This is a genomic window from Salinicola sp. NYA28a, from assembly GCF_976982775.1.
Window position 1 is genome coordinate 1,543,620 of record NZ_OZ334582.1, and the last position, 24,722, is coordinate 1,568,341.

General features: G+C 63.3%; 24 protein-coding genes and 1 other RNA gene. 19 read left to right on the plus strand and 6 right to left on the minus strand.

The window, feature by feature from the left end; translation table 11 throughout:
* Window positions 1-5 precede the first annotated feature (5 nt).
* Both hisG and hisD read left to right on the plus strand, forming a co-directional pair.
* Entirely contained in the window at window positions 6-653 is a 648-nt protein-coding gene (gene hisG, locus ACWHY3_RS06970) for an ATP phosphoribosyltransferase (protein ID WP_448127896.1), read from the plus strand.
* A gap of 76 nt (window positions 654-729) precedes the next feature.
* Window positions 730-2,040: a histidinol dehydrogenase gene (gene hisD / locus ACWHY3_RS06975; protein WP_303854248.1), complete on the plus strand. Its 1,311-nt coding sequence runs from the start codon at window positions 730-732 to the stop codon at window positions 2,038-2,040.
* A 70-nt stretch (window positions 2,041-2,110) separates the two neighbouring features.
* Here hisD and ACWHY3_RS06980 read toward each other — a convergent pair whose 3' ends face one another.
* Window positions 2,111-3,406, minus strand: coding sequence for a Do family serine endopeptidase (locus ACWHY3_RS06980; protein ID WP_087717927.1), 1,296 nt, complete (start codon window positions 3,404-3,406; stop codon window positions 2,111-2,113).
* A 283-nt stretch (window positions 3,407-3,689) separates the two neighbouring features.
* On the opposite strand from ACWHY3_RS06980, the gene ACWHY3_RS06985 reads away from it, so the two are divergent.
* A complete protein-coding gene (locus ACWHY3_RS06985) occupies window positions 3,690-4,448 on the plus strand; it encodes a Nif3-like dinuclear metal center hexameric protein (protein ID WP_087717926.1) in 759 nt (252 codons plus the stop codon).
* 87 nt (window positions 4,449-4,535) lie between these two features.
* Here the strand turns inward: ACWHY3_RS06985 and ACWHY3_RS06990 are convergent, their stop codons facing one another.
* The gene (locus ACWHY3_RS06990) at window positions 4,536-4,988 is read right to left on the minus strand and encodes a YhcB family protein (protein WP_087717925.1); all 453 of its coding nucleotides are present in this window, start codon (window positions 4,986-4,988) and stop codon (window positions 4,536-4,538) included.
* A gap of 187 nt (window positions 4,989-5,175) precedes the next feature.
* Between ACWHY3_RS06990 and zapE the strand changes: the two genes are divergently transcribed.
* The 5 genes from zapE to ACWHY3_RS07015 all read left to right on the plus strand — a co-directional run bounded on the left by zapE (window position 5,176) and on the right by ACWHY3_RS07015 (window position 8,742).
* Entirely contained in the window at window positions 5,176-6,357 is a 1,182-nt protein-coding gene (zapE, locus tag ACWHY3_RS06995) for a cell division protein ZapE (protein WP_087717924.1), read from the plus strand.
* Between the two features lie 217 nt (window positions 6,358-6,574).
* On the plus strand, window positions 6,575-7,003 hold the full coding sequence (rplM, locus tag ACWHY3_RS07000; protein ID WP_087717923.1) for a 50S ribosomal protein L13: 429 nt from the start codon (window positions 6,575-6,577) through the stop codon (window positions 7,001-7,003).
* A gap of 11 nt (window positions 7,004-7,014) precedes the next feature.
* Window positions 7,015-7,404 (plus strand): 30S ribosomal protein S9, encoded by a 390-nt coding sequence (gene rpsI, locus ACWHY3_RS07005; protein ID WP_087717922.1) that lies wholly within the window; start codon window positions 7,015-7,017, stop codon window positions 7,402-7,404.
* Between the two features lie 177 nt (window positions 7,405-7,581).
* The gene (gene sspA / locus ACWHY3_RS07010; RefSeq protein WP_087717921.1) at window positions 7,582-8,208 is read left to right on the plus strand and encodes a stringent starvation protein SspA; all 627 of its coding nucleotides are present in this window, start codon (window positions 7,582-7,584) and stop codon (window positions 8,206-8,208) included.
* 36 nt (window positions 8,209-8,244) lie between these two features.
* Window positions 8,245-8,742 carry a ClpXP protease specificity-enhancing factor gene (locus tag ACWHY3_RS07015; RefSeq protein WP_087717920.1) on the plus strand — a complete coding sequence of 166 codons (498 nt, stop codon included), beginning with the start codon at window positions 8,245-8,247 and terminating at the stop codon, window positions 8,740-8,742.
* A 122-nt stretch (window positions 8,743-8,864) separates the two neighbouring features.
* Here the strand turns inward: ACWHY3_RS07015 and ACWHY3_RS07020 are convergent, their stop codons facing one another.
* Genes ACWHY3_RS07020 through ACWHY3_RS07035 form a run of 4 tightly spaced genes read right to left on the minus strand, consistent with a single transcriptional unit; the run spans window position 8,865 to window position 12,309 of the window.
* The gene (locus tag ACWHY3_RS07020) at window positions 8,865-9,419 is read right to left on the minus strand and encodes a BON domain-containing protein (RefSeq protein WP_087717919.1); all 555 of its coding nucleotides are present in this window, start codon (window positions 9,417-9,419) and stop codon (window positions 8,865-8,867) included.
* Between the two features lie 5 nt (window positions 9,420-9,424).
* Entirely contained in the window at window positions 9,425-10,018 is a 594-nt protein-coding gene (locus ACWHY3_RS07025) for a phosphoheptose isomerase (RefSeq protein WP_071232878.1), read from the minus strand.
* Between the two features lie 22 nt (window positions 10,019-10,040).
* Window positions 10,041-10,445 (minus strand): YraN family protein, encoded by a 405-nt coding sequence (locus ACWHY3_RS07030; RefSeq protein WP_448127897.1) that lies wholly within the window; start codon window positions 10,443-10,445, stop codon window positions 10,041-10,043.
* A complete protein-coding gene (locus tag ACWHY3_RS07035) occupies window positions 10,429-12,309 on the minus strand; it encodes a penicillin-binding protein activator (RefSeq protein WP_087717917.1) in 1,881 nt (626 codons plus the stop codon). The genes ACWHY3_RS07030 and ACWHY3_RS07035 overlap by 17 nt, the downstream gene beginning before the upstream one ends.
* 240 nt (window positions 12,310-12,549) lie before the next feature.
* On the opposite strand from ACWHY3_RS07035, the gene rsmI reads away from it, so the two are divergent.
* The 11 genes from rsmI (at window position 12,550) to murG (ending at window position 24,708) form a co-directional block, all read left to right on the plus strand.
* Window positions 12,550-13,404: a 16S rRNA (cytidine(1402)-2'-O)-methyltransferase gene (rsmI, locus tag ACWHY3_RS07040; protein WP_448127898.1), complete on the plus strand. Its 855-nt coding sequence runs from the start codon at window positions 12,550-12,552 to the stop codon at window positions 13,402-13,404.
* Between the two features lie 164 nt (window positions 13,405-13,568).
* Window positions 13,569-13,919, plus strand: an RNA gene (gene rnpB / locus ACWHY3_RS07045) — RNase P RNA component class A.
* 36 nt (window positions 13,920-13,955) lie between these two features.
* Complete coding sequence (rsmH, locus tag ACWHY3_RS07050; protein ID WP_448127899.1) at window positions 13,956-14,957, plus strand: 16S rRNA (cytosine(1402)-N(4))-methyltransferase RsmH; 1,002 nt, start codon at window positions 13,956-13,958, stop codon at window positions 14,955-14,957.
* Between the two features lie 8 nt (window positions 14,958-14,965).
* Window positions 14,966-15,298, plus strand: coding sequence for a cell division protein FtsL (gene ftsL / locus ACWHY3_RS07055; RefSeq protein WP_087717915.1), 333 nt, complete (start codon window positions 14,966-14,968; stop codon window positions 15,296-15,298).
* On the plus strand, window positions 15,295-17,025 hold the full coding sequence (locus tag ACWHY3_RS07060; RefSeq protein ID WP_448127900.1) for a peptidoglycan D,D-transpeptidase FtsI family protein: 1,731 nt from the start codon (window positions 15,295-15,297) through the stop codon (window positions 17,023-17,025). The genes ftsL and ACWHY3_RS07060 overlap by 4 nt, the downstream gene beginning before the upstream one ends.
* Window positions 17,022-18,554 carry a UDP-N-acetylmuramoyl-L-alanyl-D-glutamate--2,6-diaminopimelate ligase gene (locus ACWHY3_RS07065; RefSeq protein ID WP_448127901.1) on the plus strand — a complete coding sequence of 511 codons (1,533 nt, stop codon included), beginning with the start codon at window positions 17,022-17,024 and terminating at the stop codon, window positions 18,552-18,554. Before ACWHY3_RS07060 ends, ACWHY3_RS07065 begins: the two co-directional genes overlap by 4 nt.
* Window positions 18,551-19,906, plus strand: coding sequence for a UDP-N-acetylmuramoyl-tripeptide--D-alanyl-D-alanine ligase (locus ACWHY3_RS07070; protein ID WP_179208817.1), 1,356 nt, complete (start codon window positions 18,551-18,553; stop codon window positions 19,904-19,906). Before ACWHY3_RS07065 ends, ACWHY3_RS07070 begins: the two co-directional genes overlap by 4 nt.
* A gap of 9 nt (window positions 19,907-19,915) precedes the next feature.
* Window positions 19,916-20,998 carry a phospho-N-acetylmuramoyl-pentapeptide-transferase gene (gene mraY / locus ACWHY3_RS07075; protein WP_087717911.1) on the plus strand — a complete coding sequence of 361 codons (1,083 nt, stop codon included), beginning with the start codon at window positions 19,916-19,918 and terminating at the stop codon, window positions 20,996-20,998.
* Between the two features lie 34 nt (window positions 20,999-21,032).
* Window positions 21,033-22,415 carry a UDP-N-acetylmuramoyl-L-alanine--D-glutamate ligase gene (gene murD, locus ACWHY3_RS07080; RefSeq protein WP_303854251.1) on the plus strand — a complete coding sequence of 461 codons (1,383 nt, stop codon included), beginning with the start codon at window positions 21,033-21,035 and terminating at the stop codon, window positions 22,413-22,415.
* Window positions 22,409-23,626 carry a putative lipid II flippase FtsW gene (gene ftsW, locus ACWHY3_RS07085; protein ID WP_448127902.1) on the plus strand — a complete coding sequence of 406 codons (1,218 nt, stop codon included), beginning with the start codon at window positions 22,409-22,411 and terminating at the stop codon, window positions 23,624-23,626. The genes murD and ftsW overlap by 7 nt, the downstream gene beginning before the upstream one ends.
* The gene (murG, locus tag ACWHY3_RS07090; RefSeq protein WP_448127903.1) at window positions 23,623-24,708 is read left to right on the plus strand and encodes an undecaprenyldiphospho-muramoylpentapeptide beta-N-acetylglucosaminyltransferase; all 1,086 of its coding nucleotides are present in this window, start codon (window positions 23,623-23,625) and stop codon (window positions 24,706-24,708) included. Before ftsW ends, murG begins: the two co-directional genes overlap by 4 nt.
* Window positions 24,709-24,722: the final 14 nt, after the last annotated feature.

Genomic DNA, 24,722 nt, shown 5'->3' on the forward strand with positions numbered 1-24,722 from the left:
AGAACATGAGCAACCAACTGATTCTGGCCCTGTCCAAGGGCCGTATCCTAGAAGAGACGCTGCCGCTGCTGGCGGATGCGGGCATCACGCCGGCGGATGATTTCGGCAAGAGCCGCAAGCTGCTGTTCGATACCAACCTGCCTGACGTCAAGCTGGTGGTCATTCGCGCGGTGGATGTGCCGACCTACGTGCAGTTGGGCGCGGCCGATCTTGGCGTCGCCGGCAAGGACGTTCTGCTGGAGCATGGTGCCGAGGGGCTCTACGAGCCGCTCGACCTGGGAATTTCACGCTGCCGCCTGATGACGGCGGGTATCGTGGGCGCGCAGCCGGCGCATGCCAAGCGGCGAGTCGCAACCAAGTTCGTCAATGTGGCGCGCCGCTATTACGCAGAGCAGGGCATCCAGGCCGAAGTGATCAAGCTTTACGGGGCGATGGAACTGGCGCCGTTGATGAACCTGGCGGACGAGATCGTCGATATCGTGGATACCGGCAACACCCTGCGGGCCAACGGCATGGAACCGCGTGAGCTGATCGAGAACATCAGCACGCGGCTGGTGGTCAACAAGGCGTCGATGACGATGAAACACGAGCGGTTGAGGCCGCTGATCGAGCGCCTGCGTCAAGCTGTGGCATCGCGTCTTCCGGTCGCCTGAGACGTCGATCCGTCAGGTGTGCCTGGCGTTGCCGGTCGGTGGACGGCGATCGGCCGAACGTAGAGAGAATGCAAAGATGAGCCAAACGACTACCATTGCTCGCCTCACCACGCGGGATGCCGATTTCGATACGCGTCTCGATTCACTGCTGGCCTGGGAAGGTGTCTCCGACCATGAGGTCGGGGGGCGGGTCGCGGAGATCATCGCCGCCGTTCGCCAGCGCGGTGACGACGCCGTGATCGAGTACACCAACCGCTTCGACCGCCTGTCTGCCACCGACATGTCCGAGCTGACGGTCGGCCCGGAGCGTCTCGAGGCGGCATTCGAGGGCGTGCCGGCGGAACAGCGCGAGGCGCTGCGTCATGCCGCCGAGCGCATCCGGCTCTATCACGAGCGCCAGAAGCCGGAATCCTGGCAGTACAGCGAGCCGGATGGCACCGTGCTGGGCCAGAAGGTGACGCCGCTCGATCGGGTCGGTATCTACGTACCCGGCGGCAAGGCTGCCTATCCCTCGTCGGTACTGATGAATGCCGTGCCGGCGCACGTGGCCGGCGTGCGGGAGATCATCATGGTCGTGCCGACGCCGGATGCCATCGTCAATGAACTGGTACTGGCTGCGGCGCACCTTGCCGGGGTCGACCGGATATTCACGCTGGGCGGTGCCCAGGCCGTGGCGGCGCTGGCTTATGGCACTCAGAGCGTTCCTCGGGTCGACAAGATCGTTGGGCCGGGCAATATCTATGTGGCGACGGCCAAGCGCGCGGTATTCGGGCAGGTGGGCATCGACATGATCGCCGGCCCCTCCGAGATCCTGGTCGTTTCCGACGGCGGGACTGATCCCGACTGGCTGGCAATGGATCTGTTCTCGCAGGCCGAGCATGATGAAGATGCGCAGGCGATTCTCGTTACCTGGGACGCCGGGCATCTCGAGGCAGTTCAGGCCTCCATCGAGCGGCTGCTGCCGACCATGGAGCGGGAGGCGATCATCCGCGAATCGCTGGCGCGGCGCGGTGCGCTGGTGCTGTGCGACAGTCCCGAGCAAGCGGTCGAGCTGATCAATCGGATCGCCCCCGAGCACTTGGAGCTTTCCGTGGAGGCGCCGCAGGAGATGGCAGCGAAGGTGCGTCATGCCGGGGCGATCTTCATGGGGCGCTACACCGCGGAAGTGCTGGGTGACTACTGTGCTGGCCCCAACCACGTGCTGCCGACTTCCGGCACGGCACGCTTTTCGTCGCCGCTGGGTGTCTACGATTTCCAGAAACGCTCTTCACTGATTCAGTGCTCCCCGGAGGGAGCCGATACGCTGGGCCGGACCGCCTCCGTGCTGGCGCGAGGGGAGTCGTTGACGGCTCACGCACGCTCGGCGGAGAATCGCCTGAAGCGCTGAGCAGCCACCGTTCGGACCTGTTCGATCGCCGCCCTTGCCGGGGCGGCGATGTCGTTTCTGGCCTATGATGCTATGGAGAGGTGCCTTCCGTGTCGGTGCCTGGGGCAGGGGAGGCTGAATCATCGGCGTCCGCCGGTGCATTGGCTTGACGGGCGGCATCGTGGCCGGGCTCGACAGGTTGCGGGCGCTCGCCGACGGTCAAGGTGATCTCCCGCTTTTCACCGCCCCGGACGATGGTCAGCGGGAGCTGGGCGCCGGGCGGAATTTCGGCAATGTCGACCTGGGTTTCCCGCGGGTCGAGGATCGGCTTGCCATCGATCGCCAGCAGAATATCGCCGGGTCTTAGCCCAGCCTCGTCTCCAGGGCCGCCGGGCACCACATTGGCGATGATGACTCCGCTCAGTGTCTTGAGGCCGAACGAGGCGGCCAGGTCCGGGGTCATCTGCTGGGCGTCGATGCCCAGCCAGCCGCGGATGACACGTCCGTGGGTCACGATGTCGTCGAGGATGCCGCGTGCCAGATTGGCCGGAATCGCGAAGCCGATGCCCTGCGAGCCGCCGGAGCGGGAAAAGATCGCCGTATTGATACCGATCAGAGAGCCGTTGGCATCCACCAGCGCGCCGCCGGAATTGCCCGGGTTGATGGCAGCATCGGTCTGGATGAAATCTTCATAACGGCTCAGGCCGAGGTGATCGCGCCCGGTGGCGCTGATGATGCCCATGGTCACGGTCTGGCCGACGCCAAAAGGATTGCCGATGGCCAGCGTGACGTCACCGATGGCGATGTCTTCAGAGTTGCTCAGTTGAATGACCGGCAGGTTTTCCATGTCGATCTTGAGTACGGCCAGGTCGCTGTCCGGATCGGTCCCGATGACCCGAGCAATGGCTTCGCGCCCGTCTCGCAGCGCGACCTGGATCTGGTCGGCGTCGTTGATGACGTGGTTGTTGGTCAGGATGTAGCCTTCTTCGCTGGCTACCACGCCGGAGCCGAGGCTCGACAGCATGCGCTGGCGCTGCGGCATGTTCTTGCCATAGAACTGGCGGAAGAAGGGGTCCGACATCAATGGGTGTTGGTTGGTGTCGACGACGCGCGACGAGTAGACGTTGACGACCGCGGGGGCGGCGCGATTGACGGCCCTGGCGTAGCTGACCGGGCCTTCGTGACGATCCAGTGCCGGCGCGTCGACGACATCGGGTGGCGGCCGGTCGGCGTTCTGCGAGCCGGTCGTGGTGGCGATGCCAGTTGGCCGGGAGGTCTCGTCGGGTGTGTCTCGTCCCAGCAGTGATGGAAACGCGTAGAGCAAGACGACGGCAAGCAGAATGCCGCAAAGGGCGGGCCACAGATAGGCGGCTAGGTGGCGGCGCATGTGCTGAGTCCTTAGACTGAAAACCCGGGTGGTCTCGTTAAATCCGTATTGCCGCGTCATCGAGTCGGTATGTCATCCTCGTGACTTGATGATGCCGCAAGGCGGTTTATCGAAGCCTCGTCGACTGCGGCAAGCGATCGGATACGCAATCACATCAGGCTCGTCGATCGAGAGGAGACGAGAGAGAAACGACGTCCGTCATGACATCTCGCAACGTGGACGAGGCCATGGCGACAAGTGACATAAGTGTAACATTCACCAAGGCTTTCCGCTGGGAGACAGTATGATTTCGCGGCAGACGCTACAGGCGGCTATCGATACGGAGCTGCGTACCGACGCGTTCAAGGATTACACGGTCAATGGGTTGCAGGTAGAGGGACGGGAGTCGATCGGTCGGGTTCTGACCGGAGTGACGGCCTGCCAGGCGCTGTTGGACGAGGCCGTCGCGTGGGGAGCCGATGCCGTACTGGTGCACCACGGGTATTTCTGGAAGAACGAGCCGGTCAGCGTGACGGGGATGAAGCGCCGCCGTTTCGCCACCTTATTGAGCAACGATCTCAACCTGCTGGCTTATCATCTACCGCTGGATGCACACCTCACGCTGGGCAATAACGCCTGCCTGGGGCGGCGGTTGGGCTTCGAGGTGGAACGCTGTCTCGATGGCGAGCTCGGGCAGGGGCTGCTGTGGATGGGTAAGCCCGACACCGAACTGGATAGCCGGGCGCTTGCGGCTCGCATCGAACAGGCGCTGGGCCGCACGCCTCTATTGATCGAAGGGCATTCCGGTACCATCCGAAACGTGGCCTGGTGTACCGGCGGTGCGCAGGACATGCTGCCACTGGCGGCCGAGGCGGGAGCGGACGTTTTCATTTCCGGCGAGGTTTCCGAACGTACCACGCACATGGCGCGCGAAATGGGTATTACCTACCTTGCGGCGGGGCATCATGCCACCGAAAGAGACGGTATCCAGGCTCTGGGCGAGTGGCTAAAGAGCCGTTTCGACGTCGAGCACCGTTTCGTGGATATCGACAATCCGGCGTGAAGGAAGAAGGCCGGCGTGAAGGGAGAAAAAATAGAAGGGACGACCCGTCGGAAGCCGGATTTCGACTGCCGACGGGAGTGAAAGACATCAATAGCGAGGCGGTTGGGGAGTGTTCTCCTGCTGCTCTGCCGTCTTGCGCTGACGAACGCCATAATCCTCGGCTAGCGTGCCGCCTGTGCCGTCGGCGTAGTCACGCGGTACCTGCGGCGCATCGACGTCTTCGCTTTCGTCCTGAGTGCCGTGCAGCCGGCGTTTCAGTTTTAGGTCATCGACCAGCTTGTCCGCGCCATTGATCAGATGCTGCTCGAGATCATGGCTCTGGCGCTGAATGCTGGAAGCCAGATCGGCTACCTTGGCGAAGTGATCGTTCAAGGCATCCTTGACCTGATTGAGTTCCAGTTCGGTCTCGGCCAAGCGCTGGCGCACTTTCTGGTTGCGGGCCACGTTGGCATTCAGCAGATGATAACAAAGGGCGCCGATACCGATGCCCGCCAGGAAGCAGGCGATTGCCAGAATCCAGTCGATATTGCTTTCGTTCACAATGCGCTCCTCGTCGTCGTGCTGGGCACGACCTTTCTCATAGACCGTTCTCGGGGTCGGTGCGGGGCCATTATATCGACCCGCTCGGCTACCGGGTCAAACCTTCCTTGTCTGATTGCCACTGTCAAGACTTTCGTCGGAGGTTATAATGCCGCCACCTGTTTCGACGTGAGGTCACGATACCGCCATGAGTTCTCCCCAGTCTGCGACGTCAAATCCGAACGCCATGACGCCGATGTCACGCTACCGTGCCGATCTGGAACGTGATGACTTCAGCTACGACGCCGCGCAGGAGAATGCCGTCAAACATCTGCAGCGCCTGTATGACGATCTCCAGCGAAGCCCGGCTCCCAAGCCGTCCGCGGCTGTCTCCGGGGAGTCGAAGCTTTCCAAGGTGGCGGGGCTGTTCGGCAAGCGCAAGGCGTCGGAGCCCCAGGCACCCGAGAAGCCGCAGGTGATGGGGCTCTACTTCTGGGGCGGTGTCGGCCGCGGCAAGACCTACCTGGTCGATGTGTTCTACGAATCGTTGCCGTTCGATCGCAAGATGCGCACGCACTTCAACCGGTTCATGCAGCGCGTGCATCGTGAGCTCGAGGTGCACAAGGGCGAGAAGAACCCGCTGACGCAGATCGCGGCCAAGTTCGCCGGAGAGGCGCGCGTGATCTGTTTCGACGAGTTCTACGTCAAGGACATCACTGATGCGATGATCCTGGGGAATCTCATGGAGGCGCTGTTCGCGCAGGGTGTCGTGCTGGTGGCGACTTCCAACATCGTGCCTGACGATCTCTACAAGGACGGCCTGCAGCGGAGCCGGTTTCTTCCGGCAATCGATCTGCTCAAGCGCCACTGCGAGGTGGTCAATGTCGATTCCGGCGTGGACTATCGCCTGCGGGCACTCGAGCAGGTCGAGATATTCCATTCTCCGCTCGATGCCGATGCCGAAAAGCAGCTGGCGAGGAGCTTCCGTTCAGTGGCCGGTAGCGAGGGGCGGCGCGAGGAGACGCTGACGGTCAACCATCGCGAGCTGAAAGCGCGCCGTCGCCATGAAGGCGTCGTCTGGTTCGATTTCAAGATGCTCTGCGACGGACCGCGCAGCCAGAACGATTACATCGAGCTGTCGCGGGAATTCCATACGGTGCTGGTGTCGGATGTGCCGCGCATGGGCGGGAGTAATGACGATCAGGCGCGACGCTTCATCAGCATGGTCGATGAATTCTACGATCGCGCGGTCAAGCTGCTGCTCTCTGCGGAGACCGAGGTCGAGTCGCTCTACACAGGGGGCAACCTCAGTTTCGAATTCGAGCGTACGCTGTCGCGCCTTCAGGAAATGCAATCCCGTGACTATCTGGCGCTGGCGCACAAGCCGTGAAGCAGGTCGGAGCCGATCGCCTGCAGTGCTGTGTAGCAAATTGCAAGTCGATCTTTCGTCGTTCATCGGGCTCGTGTACAATGCGCGCTCTTCGATTCGTTACCGTCTGAACGGGAGCTGTTCTGCAGCCTTCGGTGGGCGAGTAACCCAAGAAAAATAGGGATGGCCGAGAAGCATCCGCTTCGACGCCCAAATACGCTTATTTGGTGAAACACTCATGAAGACGTTCAGTGCCAAGCCGCATACCGTGCAGCGCGATTGGTATGTCGTTGATGCATCGGGCAAGACGCTCGGTCGTCTGGCGACAGAAATCGCTCGCCGCCTGCGTGGCAAACACAAGCCGGAATACACCCCGCACGTCGACACTGGCGATTACATCATCGTCGTCAATGCCGAGAAAGTGCACGTGACCGGTAACAAGGCGCAAGCCAAGAATTACTACCGTCACACCGGGTATCCGGGCGGTCTCCGTACCATGTCGTTCGAGAAGTTGATCGACCATGCGCCGGAGCGAATCATCGAAGGCGCCGTCAAGGGCATGCTGCCCAAAGGCCCGCTGGGTCGTGCCATGCACGCCAAACTCAAGGTGTATGCCGGTACCGAGCATCCGCACGCCGCGCAGCAGCCGCAAGAACTGAACATCTGAGGGTAACCGTCATGGCACAACAGTATTACGGCACCGGGCGTCGCAAGACCTCTACCGCTCGTGTGTTTCTCAAGCCGGGCACCGGCAAGATCACCGTCAACGATCGCGAACTGGGCGAGTTCTTTGGTCGCGTCACGGCACAGATGGTCGTGCGTCAGCCGCTGGAACTGACCGAAACGACCGGCCAGTTCGACGTCTACGTCACGGTCAAGGGCGGCGGTGGTTCCGCTCAGGCCGGCGCGATTCGTCACGGCATCACGCGCGCGCTGATGGAATACAACGAGGAACTGCGTCGTCCGCTGCGTGCGGCTGGCTACGTGACCCGCGATGCTCGTGAAGTCGAGCGTAAGAAAGTGGGTCTGCGCAAAGCTCGTCGTCGTCCGCAGTTCTCCAAGCGCTGATCCTGCAGGATCGCCTCTGCGCTCAACGCCCGACTTATTCAGTCGGGCGTTTTGCTGTTGGTATATGGCTGTTGGTGCGTGGCGGGTGTGCATTCTAGCTCCCCGTGGTCGGCGAGGCGCCCGGCCGGGTTGCCCGTCGTGTTATCATGGTCGTTGAATTAATGCGAGGAAAGTTTCATGGGTGTAGTGGCCAAGCGATCGTCGATGACCTTTTACTCCGGCAGTGAAGATCATTTCAGCCATCGCGTCAGAATCGTGCTGGCGGAAAAGGGCGTGGCTGTCGATATCCTGGACGTCTCGGCCGACGAGCATAACGCTGAGCTGGCGGATCTGAACCCTTACAACAGCGTGCCTACGCTGCTGGATCGTGATCTGGTGCTCTACGAGTCCAAAGTCATGATGGAGTATCTCGATGAGCGTTTCCCGCATCCGCCACTGTTGCCGGTCTACCCGGTAGCGCGTGCGCGGAGTCGTCTGTGGATGCATCGCATCGAGCGTGAATGGTGTCCGCTGGTGGAGCAGATCCAGCAGGGTTCCAAGAAGGATGCCGACAAGGCGCGTAAGGAACTGCGTGAGAGTCTGACCGGGATCTCGCCAATCTTCGAAGACATGCCGTTTTTCATGAGTGAAGAGTTCACCCTGGTGGATTGCTGCATTGCACCGATCCTGTGGCGTCTGCCGGCGCTGGGCGTCGAGTTGCCGGAGAAGCAGGTCGCTCCGTTGATGAGCTACATGGAGCGGGTCTTCGCGCGTGACGCTTTCAAGGTGGCGCTATCCGAATCCGAACGTGAGATGCGTAGCTGAACGGCGCCTGTCGTAAGCTGCCTGAAAGGAGATGACATGCTGACTAGCCGTCCCTATCTGGCAAGAGCTCTTTATGAGTGGTTGCTGGATAACGAGCAAACACCGTATATCGTGGTCGATGCCGGGAAGCCCGACGTCAAGGTGCCGCAACAGTTCGTGCAGAATGGTCAGATCGTGTTGAACATCGCGCCGGCAGCCGTGCGCGACTTGATGATCGACAATGCGGCGGTCACTTTCGGGGCGCGCTTCAGCGGTCAGCCGATGCAGGTCGTCGTGCCGATGGACGCTTTGATCGCTATCTATGCTCGCGAAAATGGTGTGGGTATGGTCTTCGGCCAGGAGCCGGTCATGCCGAACTTCTCTGGTGGAGAGGAGGAAGAGCTGGAGGAGGAGGGACGCCCGACGCTGGAAAGCGTCGAGAACCGCTCGGAAAATACCTCTTCGAAGTTGTCCGAACCTGCCGACGAGAAGAAAAGTGACGAAGCGCCAAACCGGCCCGAAAAGGGCAAGCCGTCGTTGCGTATCGTGAAGTAGGCTGGCGTTTGCATTTGTCGCTGGGCCTGCCTTCATGCCAGTGACAAGTGAGGAATCATAAAAAGCCGCTGCCGAATCAGATTCGGCAGCGGCTTTTTCGTCACGGACCTGCGCCCGGGTGATTAGTTGAGGTATTCGAACACCTTGACGATGCGCTGGACACCGCCCACGCCGGAGGCGGCGCCGGTTGCTTGGCTGGCTTGCTGTTGCGTGACAAGCCCCATCAGATAGACCGTGCCATTCTCGGTAATGACGCGAATCAAATTGGCGTCTAGGTCCTCGTTGGCGACCAGATTGGCCTTGATGCGCCCGGTGATCCAGGTGTCGGTCATGCGCTGGCTGACCGGCGTATTGGCCGATACCATCAGCTCGTTATGAACCTGGCGAACGCTGCGCACGTTTCGGGCGATTTCCGTGGCGCGCTGCTTGAGCTCGTCGCTGGGCACCTGGCCGGTCAACAGGACATTGCTGTTGTAGCTGTCAACGTTGACATGGGCGTCGCCGTAACGAGCGTCCGCGGCGTTGAGAGCGTCGAAAATCTTGCTCTGGATACTGCTGTCTTCGACCTTGGCGCCGGGCGTGCGCTCGGCGTAGTTCTCTTCCTGGCTTCCGGTGGCGCATCCGCCAAGGGCCAGCAGGCCGATCAGACAGGAGGAAACGATCAGTGTCTTCTTCATGGGTCTCACTCGTTGCTGCCAAATAGCTGTTGGTCGATCAGATCACACAAGCAGTGAATGACCAGGAGATGAACTTCCTGGATTCGTGCGGTGGAGGTTGCCGGGACGCGGATTTCGCAATCTTCCTGACCCAATAGCGAGGCCATGTCTCCGCCGTCGCGTCCTGTCAGGGCAACGACGCTCATTTCCCGATCATGCGCGGCCTGGATGGCCTGGACCACGTTGGCTGAATTGCCGCTGGTCGAGATCGCCAGCAGGATGTCGCCTGGCTGGCCCAGGGCCCGGATCTGCTTCGAGAAAACATCATTGTAGCTGTAATCGTTGGCGATCGAGGTCAGGGTCGAGGTGTCGGTCGTCAAGGCCAGCGCCGGCAGGCTCGGCCGCTCGCGCTCGAAGCGATTGAGCAGCTCGGAGGAAAAGTGCTGGCTATCACCGGCGCTCCCCCCATTTCCGCAGGCCAGGATCTTGCCTTCGCTGACCAGGCACTGGACCATCATCTGGCTGGCGACTTCGATGAAAGGTGGCAAGACTTCGCTGGCGTAGGTCTTGGTATCGATACTGGCGTTGAACAGGTCGAGTATGCGTGTTTGAAAATCCATGGGCTGCCTATTAGGGCCTGGGTCAATATGCGTCGAAGGCTGCACGAATCCAGTCGAATTCGAGCAGGGGAGGGCTTCCGGTCACGCCCACGACGTCGAAGCGGCAGGGGCATGATAGCTGTTGCGCATGAAGATAAAAATGCGCGGCCTTGATGATGCGTCGCTGCTTGGCTGGCGTGATCGTTTCGAGCGGATTGCCGTAGTCGCTGCGTTGGCGGTGACGCACCTCGACGAACACGAGATCCTCGCCGTCGCGCATCACCAGATCGATCTCGCCGCCCTTGGCGTGCTGATTACTGGCAACCAGCGTCAAACCCTGTGTCGCGAGCCAGCGGGCAGCAGCCTGCTCGACCTGCTGCCCGAATTGGCGCCGACTAGTGGGCGCTGCCTGGTTGGCTGGCTTCGGTCGATCAGTTGGCGTTGACATCGTCGGTATCGAGTGCGAATCCGTTGAGATCGCTGTTGGCCGAGTTTCGTGATTCTTCCTGCGATGTGCTGCCGGCGGCGCCGTCAGGATTCGAGGGCGAGTGAGTCGGCGTGGCTGCCGGTGCCATCAGTAACGGTTGTGGCGTGCCGGACTGGAACAGCGCCCAGGGTAGGGTGCGCTGGATGCGGCCATCGTCGCGCGCCTGTAACGTCCCGGTGGCGCCGAAGATCTGCGTGTTCGGCAATGCCTGGATCAGCGGCAGGCGGCGGGCGAGCTCGTAGGCATCGACGCCCATGGCGTTGAGCTTGAGCAAGCCGGGGTCGCTGTCTTCCTGCGATAGTCGGCGGAAGGTGGAAACGAAAGGCAGGGCGTCGACACCGCCGACGGCCGCATCCGGAATCATCCATGGAATGTCGAGGAACTGTACGCCGTTCAGGTCATGATCGGCGCGAGGCTGTGGCGTGCCCTCGTAGAGGTGAGAGGTGGCGTAGACAGGCAGATCGCCGGCGTAATAGAACTCCAGAGTTGGTGGTACCTGGCGGGCGTAGCTGGGCAGTGCGAGCAGGAACAGCATGTCCATGCTCGAAGGGTCGCTGTCGAGCAGATTGCGTACCGCCGTGGCCACGGATCCCGACGGATCGTAACTGACCACCGAATCGACGTTGCCGCCCTCGGCCTCCCACGCGTTGTGGAACGCCGCCAGAATACGTGAGCCCCACTCGTTATCCGGCACCATGATGCCGGCCCGGCGATGACCGTCGAGATACGCGCGATGGGCGACCTGGCGTGCCTCGTCTTCTGCCGACAGACCGTACTGGAACAGGTTGGTTGCCTGATTGTGTGCATGCTGCCCATAGTTCAGCGCGAGCGTGGGCAGAGGCACGCTGCCGCGGGTTTCCAGTTCGCTGACCTTGTCCTTGTCGAGCGGGCCGATCACCGCCTGGGCGCCGTTCATCGTCGCCTGGGCGTAGAGGGCGTCGAGATTTTGCTGGCTGGAGTCGATGAAGGTCAGTCGAGGGATGCGCTCCCCCTGGCTTTCGGCGTCGCTGGCGCGCGCTTCGAGACCCTGGCGGATAGCCGAGGCAATGTTGGCCAGCGGGCCGCTGTCGGGCAGGAGTACGGCGATCTGGTCGACCTCATTGCCTTCGAGCTGACGTAGCGTCGACAGGTCTTGCGGGAGTCGTCGATTGGCCGGGTGGTTCGGATAGCGGCTACGCCACTGATCCAGGCGATCGAACAGGTTGGAGATATCACCGCCGCTGGTACGGTAAAGGCGGGCGAGATCCACCCAGCCCTGCGTGACCGGGTCGCCATCCGTCGCAGCCAGGGCATTCAGCGCGGTGGGACTGAGGCTCGACAGCGGCTTCCAGATATCGTCGTTCAGCTCGTAAGGGGCATTGTCGCGCTGCAGGCCGATCAGCAGGCGGGCAGCCGCCTCCGGTTCACCGATCATGTTCAGGGCAAGGCCGCGGCGATAGCGCAATGTCTGTCGATCGCCGGTCGAGAGCTCGGTCGTGCTATCGAGAATGTCGGTGGCGCGAATCACGCTCTGACCATCTTCCTCGGCTAGCGCGCTGTCGGATAGCACCATGGCCCAGCGGATTCGTTGGGTGCCGTCGAGCTGGGTGCTGTCGATCTGGCTAGCGACCTGGAGTGCCTGCGCCGTGTCGCCCTGGCGTGCTAGGATATCCGCCGCCTCGAGGCGGGAAGTGGCAGCCTGTTGGCCGCTCTGGGTATTGGCCTGCTGGAGTAACTCCTGGGCGCTCGGGCCACTGATGCCCTGCATCATGCTCTGGCCCGCACAGCCTGCCAGTGTCAGAGTTGCCACCAATGGCAGGAGGAGTCGCCGCAGCGCGTTGCACATAGTGTCTTTCCCTTTACTTGTTGAGAGGTCTTGCGCCCGGGACACGAATCGCCGATGAAACCGCCGCGATAAATCGTAGCCCGAAGCATTGACCCTTACCCGTTCCGCTAGAAGGCGTCTGTCGATCGATGGCCTGTGGTCGTCCATCGCGGCCTTGCGGAGGCTTCCTTGCCGAACTGAACATCGAGTCTGCCAGTGGTGGTCGTCGATGTGAATGCATGTCAATCCGGATGGTACCGAATGAGCGAGACAAAGGAAGGCGTATTGTACGTGGTCGCTACGCCGATTGGGAATCTTGAGGACCTGAGTGCCCGGGCGGGTCGGGTTCTCTCGGAGGTCGATGCGATCGCTGCCGAGGACACGCGGCATACGCAGCGTCTGCTTCGGCACCTGGGTATCGAGCGGCCGCTGATTTCATTGCACGAACACAATGAAACGGCGCGCGTCGAGCAGCTGCGCCGACGGTTGGCCGATGGCGCGCAGCTGGCGCTGGTCAGCGATGCCGGTACGCCATTGATCTCCGACCCTGGCTTCGTCCTGGTGCGAGAGCTGCGTCGAGCCGGGTGTCGCGTGGTGCCGATCCCGGGGCCTTGCGCACTGATCGCGGCGCTGAGCGCTGCCGGGTTGCCGACGGATCGCTTCACTTTCGAAGGGTTCCTGTCGGCCAAGTCCGGCGCGCGCCGGAAGCAGCTGGAGGCCGGCGCATCGCGGGAAGAAACGCGGGTGTTCTACGAGTCGCCTCACCGGATTCGCGATCTGCTGGCGGATCTGGCCGCCGTGGTCGGCGAGCGCCAGGTGGTGCTCGCACGGGAGCTGACCAAGACCTTCGAGACTCTGCTCGACGGTTCCGCGGCCGAACTGCTGAGCATCATGGACGAAGATCCCGATCAGGCGAGGGGGGAGTTCGTGGTCATGCTGGCCGGTGCGCCGCGCCGGGAAGAAGCCGCCGACGACGCCGAGGGCGAAGCGCTGCTCCGGGCGATGCTGGCCGAGGGCGTGGCGGTCAAGAGCGCGGCGGCGGTCGTCGTGCGCCTGTTGGGCGGGCGTCGCAAGCACTGGTATCAGATGGCGCTGACTCAGAAGCCCGGCGCCTAGATCGACGGTCGATCTGCCACGTTTCCACAGATGAGTTTCGGGCTGCCGCGGGTCTGAAACTGTCGGCATTACGCGACGTTTTCGTGCCGATGACAACGGCTTTTGCTCAACGCGGCAATGCTGTCTTGAGAGGGTCACGGGGGGCTGCTATTCTTGCGCGCTTGGGAGTCGGCCAGACAGTCGCCGCCGGCATTGCCGGGGGAGGAAAGTCCGGGCTCCATAGGGCAAGGTGCCAGGTAACGCCTGGGCGGCGCAAGCCGACGGCTAGTGCAGCAGAGAGTAGACCGCCTAAGCAGCGATTCGCTGCCGGTAAGGGTGAAAGGGTGCGGTAAGAGCGCACCGCGCGCCTGGTAACAGTGCGTGGCACGGTAAACCCCACCTGGAGCAAGACCAAATAGGGATCCTTTGGCGCGGCCCGCGCTGGATCCGGGTAGGTTGCTTGAGAAACGTGGCGACGCGTTTCCTAGATGAATGACTGTCTTAGACAGAACCCGGCTTATCGGCCGGCTCCCTCTTTCTTTCGATTTCCGCCGTTCGACACCGAGATCTTCATGCAGCACCGCGACAACGCTCCAGAAGCACCCCAAGGCGGTGCGGCGAATCGCGCCGATTTTCGCCATACCAGCGTGCTGCTCGACGGAGCCGTGGAGGCGTTGGTGCAGTCCCCCTCCGGTGTCTATCTCGATGGCACCTTTGGCCGTGGTGGTCACTCTCGAGCGATTCTCTCCCGTCTCGACGAGGATGGGCGCCTGATCGCGATCGACCGCGATCCTGCCGCGCTGGCAGTTGCCGCCGAGATCGACGACTCGCGACTGACGGTATGCCGTGGCGTATTTGGCGAACTGGACCGCCATGCCGAGGCGTGCGGTGTCCATGGCCGTTTGAACGGCATTCTTCTTGATGTCGGTGTTTCTTCCCCGCAGTTGGACGACCCCGAACGCGGATTCAGCTTTCTGCGGGATGGTCCGCTGGACATGCGCATGGATCCGACCTCGGGCATTGGCGCTGCCGAATGGGTCGCGCGCACCGACGACCAGGAAATGGCGCGGATCTTCAAGACCTACGGAGAAGAGCGTTTCGCCAAGCGCATCGCGCGGGCCATCGTCGCGGCCCGTCGTGAGGCTCCGATCGAACGGACCCATCAACTCGCCGAGGTCGTCAAGGCGGCGCATCCCGCCTGGGAAAAGGGTAAGCACCCCGCCACGCGGGTCTTCCAGGCCATTCGTATCCATCTCAATGACGAGCTGGGCCAACTGGAACGCGCCCTGGACGTCGCGCTGGATGCGCTGGCGCCGGGAGGACGCCTGGTAGTGATCAGTTTTCACTCGCTGGAAGACCGACTGGCCAAGCGTTTCATTCGCGATCAGTCTCGCGGGGATACGCATTTGCCTCGTGGCATGCCCATTCGCGAGGATCAACTCAACAAGCGGCTCAAACCGGTAGGCAAGGCAATGCGTGCCAGTGAGAGCGAGGTCGATGCGAACCCGCGCGCGCGCAGCGCAGTCATGCGCATCGCCGAGAAGCTGGGACCTGCCGTCGAGAAGTTGAGATAAGGAGCAACATGGCCGTTCAAGGACGACGACGCAGCCTGTTGGAGACCGGTGACTGGCCGTTCGCCCGGCGTCCGGGGTTCCGCGCCACACTGCTCGGCATCGTGACCATCGCCGTGCTGGTGACGGCGCTGGCCATCATCAGCACGTCTCACTTGACCCGGGTACAGTATGCACGGTTGCAGAAGCTGGAGAATCAGCGGGATTCCCTGCAGACGGAGTGGGGGCGCCTGCTGCTCGAGGAGAGTACCTGGTCGTCGCCGGCACGGATCGAGTCGTTGGCCAGCAAGCGTCTGAACATGCGCGTACCGAGCGTCGATGAAGTCAAGGTGATCCATCCATGAGTGCGGCGAGACGCGCTGCCACGGACAGGAGACGCCGGCCGAATGCACCACTGGGGGCGGGACGCTACTGGTTCATGTTGTTCATCATCCTGGTGGCGCTATCCGCCCTCGTGGGACGGGTTGTCTATCTTCAGGTGATCGACCGCAGTTTCCTCCAGAATCAGGGTGACGCCCGCACGCTGCGTGTCGAGTCCATTGGCGCTCATCGCGGAATGATCAGCGATCGCAACGGCGATCCCCTGGCGATCTCGACGCCGGTAATCACGTTGTGGGCCAACCCGCAGGAACTCCCCCAGGATCCCATCCAGCAGACGCTGCTGGCGAAGGCGCTGAAGGTCGACCCTCAGCAGCTGGAAGCACGCATAGCGCGTTACTCGGATCACGAATTCATGTATCTGCGGCGTCAGCTCACGCCGGCTGCGGCCAAGCCGGTGCTCGATCTGCAGATGCCTGGCGTCTACGCCCGCGACGAGTACAAGCGCTACTATCCGGCGGGGGAAGTGGCGGCGCAGCTCGTCGGCGTGACCAACGTCGACGACAAGGGGCAGGAAGGGCTCGAGCTCGCCTACAATCGCTATCTCACCGGTCAGCCCGGCAAGCGGCGCGTGCTCAAGGATCGCAAAGGGCGGCTGGTTCGGGATCTGCACCTGATCGAGGAAGCCAAGCCGGGCGGCGATCTGACGTTGTCGATCGATCTGCGTCTGCAGTACATGGCGTACCGAGAACTGGCAGCGGGGATTCGCAAGAACGATGCCGACGGCGGTTCGCTGGTGATGCTGGATGCGCGGACCGGCGAGGTGCTGGCGATGGCGAATTTGCCATCCTACAACCCCAACAACCGTAGCGACGTCGACGTGCGCGGGTTGCGCAACCAGGCGATTACCGACGCCATCGAGCCCGGCTCGGTGATGAAGCCGCTGGCCATGTCGGCGGCTCTGGCGTCCGACCAGTTCTCGCCGGAGAGCATCATCGACACCTCGCCGGGCTGGATGGTGGTGGATGGCTACACCATTCGGGATTTCCGCAACTACGGCAAGCTGACGCCGGCGGGAATTCTGCTTCACTCATCGAATATCGGCATGTCGCATATCGCGTTGTCGCTGCCTCAGGATGCCATCTGGAATCGCTACCGCGAACTGGGTCTGGGACAGCCGCCCGGAACCGGCTTCCCCGGTGAAAACAGCGGCAGCCTGCCTTCCACGACCAATCTTCCGCGCAGCGCCCAGGCGGCCATGGCCTACGGCTACGGTGTCGCCGTCACCCCGCTGCAATTGGCTAGCGCCTACACGGCCATCGCCAACGATGGCAAGCGTCTGTCTCCGTCGCTGCTCAAGCTCAATGGCGAGCCGGATAGCGAGCAGGTCATGTCGCCGCGTATCGCCCATGAATTGCTGGCGATGTTGGAAAAGATCGTCCAGCCCAACGCTGGTGGGCATCTGGCGATGGTGCCGGGCTACCAGATCGCGGGCAAGACCGGCACGGTACGCAAGGTGACCAGCACGGGCTATCAGGAAGTCGAATATCGCGGGTTGTTCGCCGGTATTGCCCCGGCTTCCAATCCGCGTATCGTCACGGTGGTGATGATCGACAACCCCAAGAAGGGGGATTACTACGGTGGCCTGGTCGCCGCCCCCGTGTTCAGTCGCGTCGTCGGTAGTGCCCTGCGCCTGCTGGACGTGCCTCCCGATGCGCCGCCCAAGGCGGCGGAACAGGAGTCCTCGCCATGAAGATCGATACCGCAAGACTGGCCGACGCGCTGACCTCGCTATGGCCGGAGATCGCTCGCCCCGAGCGGTCGGCGTCCTGGCTTCCTGCCGCTGCCGATTCGACCCTGTGCCTCGACAGCCGGCAACTGCAGGAGGGCGATCTGTTCCTGGCGGTGCCGGGCGTCAGCGCGGACGGGCGACAATTCATCGCCGATGCGCTCGGGGCCGGTGCCGCGGGCGTGTTGTGCGAGGCCGACGGGCTCGATCCGCAATGGCAGGGTGACGAACGAATCCTCGCGCTGCCGGGTTTGAGACGGCAGTTGGCTGCGCTGGGCCGTCGATTGTTCGACGTGCCGGCATCGTTGACGGTGATCGGCGTCACCGGCACCAACGGCAAGAGTTCGGTGACTCACTATATCGCCGCGTTGCTGGAGGCGCTGGGTACGCCGGCCGGCGTCATCGGTACGCTGGGGTATGGCCGGCCCGGTGCTGTGCGTTCCGCGCTGCAGACCACGCCGGGGCCGTTGGCGCTGCAGCAGATGCTCGGCGAACTGGCGAGCGAGGGCGTCGAAGTCGTGGCGATGGAGGTGTCGTCGCATGCCTTGGCGCAGGAGCGGCTGGGCGATACGCGAATCGATACGGCGGTCTTTACCAACCTGAGCCGCGATCATCTCGATTACCACGGCAGCATGGCGGCTTACGCGGCGGCGAAGGCCAGGCTGTTCAAGCGCGACGGGCTGAAGCTGGCGATCGCCAATGGCGACGACCCGCTCGCGCGGCTGATGCTGGCGGGGCTACCGGACGGCGTCCGGGTATTGGCCACCGGCAGCAGCGAGGCGACGACCTTGCGGGTCGTCGATTGCGAGGCGTTGCCCGATGGACTGCGCGCCATCGTCGCGACGCCGGAGAACGAAGGCGTCCTCGAATTGCCGTTGATGGGGCGTTTCAATCTCGACAATGCGCTGTCGGCGATCGCCACGCTCTATGGGCTGGGCTATTCGCTGGACTCGCTATGGCAAGCCGCGTCCCGGCTCCAGCCGGTGCCGGGGCGCATGCAGCGGCTGCCGGGGGCGGCCGATGGCGATGGGCCTGTCGTGGTGGTCGATTACGCTCATACCCCTGATGCCCTGGAGAATGCGCTCTCGGCACTGCGCGCACATCTTCCGAGCCGGAAAGGCGGCCAGCTCTGGTGCGTGTTCGGCTGCGGCGGTGATCGCGACAGCGGCAAGCGCCCGCTAATGGCTGCCGTGGCCGAAACGCTCGCCGATCGAATCGTCGTCACCGACGACAACCCGCGCAGCGAAGATCAGAGCCGCATTCGTGACCAGATCGTGGCCGGCTTGTCGCTTTCGGCAAAAGAGACGGCCTGGTCCGTCGATGGCCGACGGCAGGCGATCGAGCGCGTCATCGAGGCTGCCGGCGCCGACGACATCATATTGATTGCCGGTAAGGGCCACGAGGATTATCAGGAGATCGACGGCGTGCGCCACCCGTTCAGTGATATCGACATCGCGACGGCGCTATGCCGGGCAAAGGGGAAAACCGCATGAGCGAGGGGTTGAGCACCGTTGCTGCGCGGCTCGGTGCGTCTTTCGAAGGGTCGGATACCGCGGTCTCGCGAATCGTCACCGATACGCGAGCACTCCGCCCCGGCGATCTGCTGGTCGCGCTGCGGGGGGAGCGGTTCGATGCCCATGAATTCCTGGCCCAGGCGCGGGAAAAAGGCGCGGTCGGCGCCGTCGTCGATCATCCGGTAACCGATTCGCTGGCACAGATCGTCGTGCCCGACACACGCCTGGCGCTGGGTCTGCTGGCCCGCGCGCATCGGCTCGACTGGGACGGACAACTGATCGCGGTGACCGGCAACAGTGGCAAGACCTCGGTCAAGGAGATGCTGGCTTCGATACTGAGCCGGCGGGCGCCGACGCTGGCCACGCGGGGCAATCTGAACAATGACATCGGCGCGCCACTCACGTTGCTCGAACTCGCCGCCGAGCATCGCTATGCGGCGATCGAGCTGGGGGCCAACCATCTGGGAGAGATCGCCTGGACGACGGCGCTGGCCAAACCGCAGGTGGCGATCATCACCAACGTCACGGGGGCGCATGTCGGCGAGTTCGGCGGCATGGGACAGATAGCCCAGGCCAAGGGAGAAATCCTGGCGGGTCTCTCCAGCGATGGCTATGCCGTTCTCGATCGGGACGAAGCCTATTTTTCCGTCTGGCGGGCGCTGGCCGGGCGCGCCCGGGTCGTCGACTACGGCATCGATGACGGTGCCAGTGTCACCGCCCGTGATCTGGTCTGCGACTCGGCCGGGCGTTATGCTTTTACGCTTTGCCTGCCGGGCGAGGCATCGGTACGCGTCGGGCTGTCGCTGATGGGGCGTCACAACGTACGCAATGCGCTGGCGGCGGCGGCGGCCACGCATGCGCTGGGTTTCGGCGCGGCGGAAATCGCGACCGGACTCGAAGCCTGCCGCAGCATGGCGGGGCGAATGCAGGTGGTCGGCGGCATTCGCGGCAGTTGCTTGATCGACGATACCTACAATGCCAACCCCGGCGCGATGCGAGCGGCGCTCGAGGCGTTGTCGTCACTGCCGTCGCCGCGCTGGTGTTTCCTCGGCGCGATGGGGGAACTGGGCGAGGCCAGCGAGCGTCTGCACGCTGAGGTCGGCCGTTCGGCCCGCGACCTCGGACTCGATTTTCTGGGCACGTACGGCGAGCCCGCGCGTGCCGCATCCGCGGCCTTCGGTGACGAAGGTCATCATTTCGATGACTGGGAAGCGCTCGTGCGCTTTGCCCAGGATCAGCTTCCTTCCCGGGCCAGCGTGCTGGTCAAGGGATCGCGCAGCGCCGGCATGGAACGACTCGTCGCCGCACTGCGTGATGATGCCTCAAGGTGAATCCGACTCATGCTGCTTTTTCTGGCTGAACTGCTGACCCATTTCCATAGTGCTTTCAACGTATTCGGGTATCTGACCCTGCGCATGATTCTGGGGACGCTGACCGCGCTGTTCCTGAGTCTGTGGATGGGACCGCAGATGATTCGCCGTCTGGTCGAACGCCAGATCGGCCAGGCAGTGCGCGACGACGGCCCCCAATCACACCTGTCCAAGGCAGGCACGCCGACCATGGGCGGCGCCATGATCCTGATCTCCATCGCCGTCAGCACGCTGCTCTGGGGCGACCTGACCAACCACTACGTCTGGGTGGTGCTGGCGGTCACGCTGGGGTTCGGTGCCATCGGCTGGGTCGACGACTTCCGCAAGGTAGTGGAAAAGAATCCTCGCGGGCTGCCGGCGCGCTGGAAATACTTCTGGCAGTCGGTGATCGGCCTCGGCGCCTCGCTGGTTCTCTATTTCACCGCGGCGAGCCCGGTCGAGACCAGCCTGATCGTGCCACTGTTCAAGGACGTGGTGATTCCGCTGGGCCTGTTCTACATCGTGCTGAGCTACCTGGTCATCGTCGGCAGCTCCAACGCGGTCAATCTGACCGATGGCCTCGATGGCCTGGCGATCATGCCGACCGTGCTCGTTGCGATGGGGCTGGCGGTCTTCGCCTATGCCAGCGGTAACGCCGTTTTCGCCGAGTACCTGCATATTCCCGAGGTGCCGGGCGCCGGCGAACTGGCGGTATTCTGCGGCACCATCGCCGGCGCGGGGCTCGGATTCCTCTGGTTCAATACCTATCCCGCCCAGGTCTTCATGGGGGATGTCGGCGCGCTGGCGCTCGGCGCGGCGCTGGGTATCGTCGCGGTCATCGTGCGCCAGGAGATCGTGCTGTTCATCATGGGTGGCGTCTTCGTCATGGAAACGGTCTCCGTCATTCTCCAGGTCGGCTCCTACAAGCTGACCGGGCGTCGCATCTTCCGCATGGCGCCCCTGCATCACCACTTCGAGCTCAAAGGCTGGCCGGAGCCGCGAGTGATCGTGCGCTTCTGGATCGTTACCGTCATGCTGGTCCTGCTGGGCCTGGCAACCTTGAAGCTGCGTTGATGCCATGAGCGATTCCGTGCATTCCACCCCGTCAATGCATCGCCCGCCGGAGCCTCATCGTCGAGATGGGGCTCCGTGGCTGGTCGTCGGGCTGGGGATCTCCGGCCGCGCGATCGCCCGCTTTCTGCAGCACCGGGGGGAGCGCTTCGTGGTGGCCGATACCCGCACCGCTCCGCCGGGGATCGAGGCCTTCCGCGAGGCATTCCCGACGGTAGATATCCATCTGGGCGATCTCGAGGCGCTGGATCTGCAGGCGTTCTCCGAGATCGTCGTCAGCCCCGGCGTGGATCTGCAGAAGTCCGGGCTGGCCGCGGTGAGGGAGCGCGTCATCGGCGAGATCGCGCTGTTCGCACGTCACTGCAAGGCGCCGATAGTCGCCATTACCGGATCGAACGCCAAGTCCACGGTGACCACGCTGGTCGGCGACATGGCGCGGCAGGCCGGCAAGCGGGTCGCCGTGGGAGGCAACCTGGGCGACGCGGCGCTCGATCTGCTGATCGATCATCCCGATGCCGAACTGTTCGTGCTGGAGCTGTCGAGTTTCCAGCTCGAGACGCTCGAGGGGCTGGGCGCGGTGTGCGCCGCCTTCCTCAACCTGTCCGCCGATCACCTCGATCGGCATGGTGACATGGCCGGTTACCGGCAGGCCAAGTCGCGGATCTTCGACAAGGCCAGGCACGTCTTGGTCAATGCCGAAGACGAGGCGACCTGGCCGGAGGATGCGTCGATACCCTGCGAGCGCTTCACGACGAAGGCCCCCGCGGACGGGATGTGGGGCATATCGCCTCTCGAGTCGGGCGAGTGGTTGTGCCACGGCGAGCGGCCGTTGATGCCGGTCAGCGAGCTGCGTCTGGCGGGACGTCACAATCAGGCCAATGCACTGGCCGCGATGGCGATCGGGCATGTTATCGGGCTGCCGCTGGCGGTCATGCGTCAGGTACTGGGGTACTTTGCCGGGCTGCCGCATCGCGGCGAGATAGTTGCCGAGCGCGGCGGCGTTCGCTGGATCAACGATTCCAAAGGCACTAACGTGGGCGCGACGCTGGCGGCCATCGCCGGACTGGGCGAGACCTTGGCTGGAAAACTGATCTGGCTGGGGGGCGGCATCGGCAAGGGGGCGGATTTTACGCCGCTGGCCGCGCCGCTGGCCCGATACGCTCGCGAGGCGATCGTCTTCGGCCAGGATGCGCCGCAGCTGGTGGCGGCATTGGCCCCACATGTGGCGACACATCGCGTCGATACCCTGGCCGAGGCCATGCAGCGGGCGGCCTCGATCGCCGAGGCGGGGGACTGCGTGCTGCTGTCGCCGGCCTGTGCCAGTCTCGATCAATTTCCCAATTATCTGGCGCGTGGCGAGGCGTTCCGCGCCTTTCTTGATCAAGGACCGCTCGAACCAGGGCAGGAAGCCGCATGCTGAAGGCGATGTTGAAGACCTCGCAGGAGCGACTGACCACGCGGCATCAGGCGTTCGATGGCTGGCTGCTGCTGGCGACGCTTTCGTTGATGTTGATCGGCTGGGTGATGGTGACTTCCGCTTCCACCGAAATCGCGGCAAGCCTGACCGGCAACCCTTACTACTTCAGCATCCGACATGGCATTTTCGTGCTCGCATCGATCGGGGTGGGGCTGTTTGCCGTGCGTTTGCCATTGGACTGGTGGCGTCAGAAAGGTCCGATGATGTTGATCGTGGCGTTGCTGCTACTGTTCGTGGTCCTGGTCGTCGGTCGCGAGATCAACGGCAGTCGGCGCTGGATTCCGCTCGGCATCATCAATATCCAGGCCTCGGAAGTCGCCAAGCTGTGCCTGATCGTCTACATCGCAGGCTATCTGGAGCGTTACCTGCCCGAGGTGCGCCGAAGCTGGGGCGCCTTCATGCGCCCGCTGGCGGTGATGGCGCTGATCGGCTTTCTGCTGATCCTCGAACCCGACTACGGTGCCGTCGTGGTGTTGACCGGCTGCGTCATGGGGATGCTGCTGCTGTCGGGGGCGCCGCTGTGGCGGTTCCTGCTGATCCTGGTCGTCGTCGGGTCGGGCGCGGTCATGCTGGCCGTGGCGGAACCCTATCGCCTGCAGCGTATCACCAGCTTCGCCAACCCCTGGGCGGACCAGTACAACACCGGCTACCAGCTGACCCAGGCGCTGATCGCCTTCGGTCGCGGCCACTGGTTCGGCCTGGGGCTGGGTAACAGTGTCCAGAAGCTGTTCTATCTGCCCGAAGCACATACCGACTTCGTGTTCGCCGTGCTGGCCGAGGAACTGGGGCTGTTCGGCGCCGTGGGCGTGATCCTGCTGTTCGCGCTGCTGGTGTTCCGTGCCTTTCGCATCGGGCGCAAGGCGGAGCTGGCCGGCATTCCGTTTGCGGCCTACCTCTGCTACGGCATCGCGCTCGTCATCGGTGCGCAGGCCTTCATCAACATCTCGGTCAGTTCCGGCATGCTGCCGACCAAGGGGCTGACGCTGCCCCTGCTGAGTTACGGCGGCTCGAGCCTCATCATCAGCGGGATCATGATGGCGATTCTGTTCCGCGTCGATGTCGAGGTCAGGCGGCTACAGCGTCGGCCTGAGCCCGCAACGGAAACCGGCGACAACGCCAAGTCCCCGAGCGAAGCAGTGGAACCGACTTTATGAGTGAACTGAAACGTGTACTGATCATGGCTGGCGGTACGGGAGGGCATGTCGTCCCGGCGCTATCGCTGGCCAAGGCGCTGATCGAGCGCGGCGTGGCGGTGGAGTGGCTGGGGAGTCCGAGGGGAATCGAAAATCGTCTCGTTCCCGAGGCCGGCATCGCGCTGAACCGAATCGACGTGGCCGGCCTGCGCGGCAACGGGCTGGCCGGCTGGTTGTCGATCCCGTGGCGACTGACGCGAGCCATCCGACAGTCGCGTCAGGTGATCCGGCGCTTCGACCCTCAACTGGTGGTCGGTCTGGGTGGGTTCGCCAGCGGTCCCGGTGGGCTGGCGGCACGCCTGGCCGGCAAGCCGCTGGTCGTTCACGAGCAGAACGCGGTTGCCGGTTTGACCAATCGGTCGCTGGCGCGTCTGGCGACCAGAGTCTACGCGGCGTTCCCCGGTGCTTTCCCCGTCGGAAAGGCCCAGGTGGTCGGCAATCCGGTACGTGCGGATATCGCCGCACTGGGCGAGCATCCCAGAACGGCGGAGCAGATGAACGATCGCGCCCTGCGGCTGCTGGTGCTTGGGGGGTCGCTGGGCGCGCAGTCGCTCAATCAGAAGCTGCCGATTGCACTGTCGGCGCTGGACGCCTCGTGTCGTCCGCTGGTTCGTCATCAGGCCGGGCGCGACAAGGACGAGGTCACGCGAGAAGGCTACCGCACGGCGGGTGTCGAGGCAGAGGTCAGCGCTTTCATCGATGACATGGCTGCCGCGTACGACTGGGCGGATCTCATCGTGTGCCGGGCCGGCGCGCTCACCATCGCCGAGCTTTCGGCGGCCGCCAAGCCTTCCTTGCTGGTGCCTTTCCCCCACGCGGTGGATGACCATCAGACACATAATGCGCGTCATCTGGTCGAGGCCGGCGGCGCGCAATTGATACAGCAGGCCGAGCTCACCCCTGAACGTTTGCAGGCGGCGCTCGAGTCACTTTTGCAGCCGGACGTGCTGGCGCGTATGGCGAGCCAGGCACGCCGGGTGGCTCACCTCGATGCCGTCGAACGTCTTGTCGACGGCTGCATGGAGATCGGTTTTGAGCGATAGCATTCAGACGCGTC